This window comes from Streptomyces sp. NPDC001292 (assembly GCF_042896465.1).
GTDB lineage: Bacteria > Actinomycetota > Actinomycetes > Streptomycetales > Streptomycetaceae > Streptomyces.
In genome coordinates this window covers 1-1,545 of sequence record NZ_JBIAXG010000140.1, presented here as the reverse complement: position 1 = coordinate 1,545, position 1,545 = coordinate 1, and the positions used below count along the sequence as shown (strand labels likewise).

General features: G+C 69.8%; 1 protein-coding gene. It reads left to right on the top strand.

Annotated elements, in window-relative coordinates; genetic code table 11:
* Positions 1-112 precede the first annotated feature (112 nt).
* Positions 113-1,531, top strand: coding sequence for an IS4 family transposase (locus tag ACFY4A_RS42595; RefSeq protein WP_390834675.1), 1,419 nt, complete (start codon positions 113-115; stop codon positions 1,529-1,531).
* Positions 1,532-1,545 lie beyond the last annotated feature (14 nt).

Here is a 1,545-nt window from a genome sequence, read left to right as displayed (position 1 = left end):
TCAACACCGTTGCGTTTGTTCGGTCGGCGGTTCGTCAAGCGGTGATCACGACGAACGGGACCTCTGGTAGATCACTTGTGTCGAGCAAGATGATCAAGAACCAGGGGTCCCGTTGCAGGAGAAGTCTGCCATCACCCGCACGATCGAGACAGCCGCGGGCGTCCACGCGCCCGGACATCTGGGCGAGCTGACCCAGATCGTCGACTTCACGCTGGTGGATGCGGTGCTGGAGGAGACCGGGGCACGGGAGAAGCGGCTGCGGCTGCTGCCCGCCCGGGTGGTGCTCTATTTCACCCTCGCCCTGGCCCTGTTCGAGCACTGCTCCTACCGGGCGACCTGGGGCAAGCTCACCGCGGCCTTGGGCCGGCTCGCGCCGGTGTGCCCGGCCGCCTCCTCGCTCGCCAGGGCGCGGCGCCGGGTCGGCACGGCCCCGCTGCGCTGCCTGTTCGAGATTCTCGCAGGTCCCGTCGCCGACCCTGGCCAGGCCGGTTCGTTCTACCGGGGACTGCGCACGGTGGCGCTGGACGGCACCCACCTGCGCGCCCCCGACGATGAACAGGTCACCTGGCGCTACCCGAAGCGATCCGGGGACGTGCTGGAATTCGGCTACCCGCTGATGCGCCTGCTCGTCGTGGTCGAGTGCGGGACCCGGGCCGTCCTCGCGGCCTGCTTCGGCCCCGAGAACGAGGGCGAAGTACCGTACGCACAGCGCCTGCTGGGCTGCCTGGACCGCTCGATGCTGCTGCTGGCGGACGCCGGATTCGACGCGGTGGAATTCCTGCGCCAGGCGGGCGCGACAGGCGCGCAGTTCCTGGTGCGTTCCTCGGCCCGGCGCCGCCCGACCATCCAGCACCGCCTGCCCGACGGCTCCTACCTGGCCCGCCTGTGCGGCGTCTACCGGGCCGGCGAGGGCTACGGGGCGCTACCCGTCCGCGTGATCGAGGCGTGGGTCACCGTCACCCTCGCCGACGGCACCACGCGGCGTGAGCCGTGGCGCCTGGTCACCAGCCTCCTCGACCACGAGCGCTACCCCGCCGGTGAACTGGTCGCCCTCTATCACCGCAGGTGGCAAGTGGAAACCACCTACTTCTCGATCAAAGCGACCATGCTCGACGGCCGCGTCCTGCGCTCGCGCAGCGTCCCGGGCCTGGACCAGGAGGTCTACGCACTGCTGACGGTTTACCAGGCCCTCGTTCGCACCGCCGCCGACGCGGCGGCCTCCCGGCCGGGTCTGGCCATGGAGCGGATCAGCTTCACCATCCTCCTCCAGACCGCCCGAGACCAGGTCACCACCGCCACCGGCATCCTCCCGCCCGAGCCGGTGGCTCTCGTGGGCGCGATCGGCCAGGCCGTCCTGGACGACCTGATGCCCGCCGAACGCCGCCAGCGAGTCAAGGCCCGCAGCTGCAAGAACCCGACCAGCAAGTACGGACCGAACGCGGGAAAGCGTCCCCAGCAGGCACAGACCTACACCCTCGAAGTCCAGATCCAGATCATGGACCACGGACTTGCATCCCGTCGCCGCCGGTAAACGCAACGGTGTTG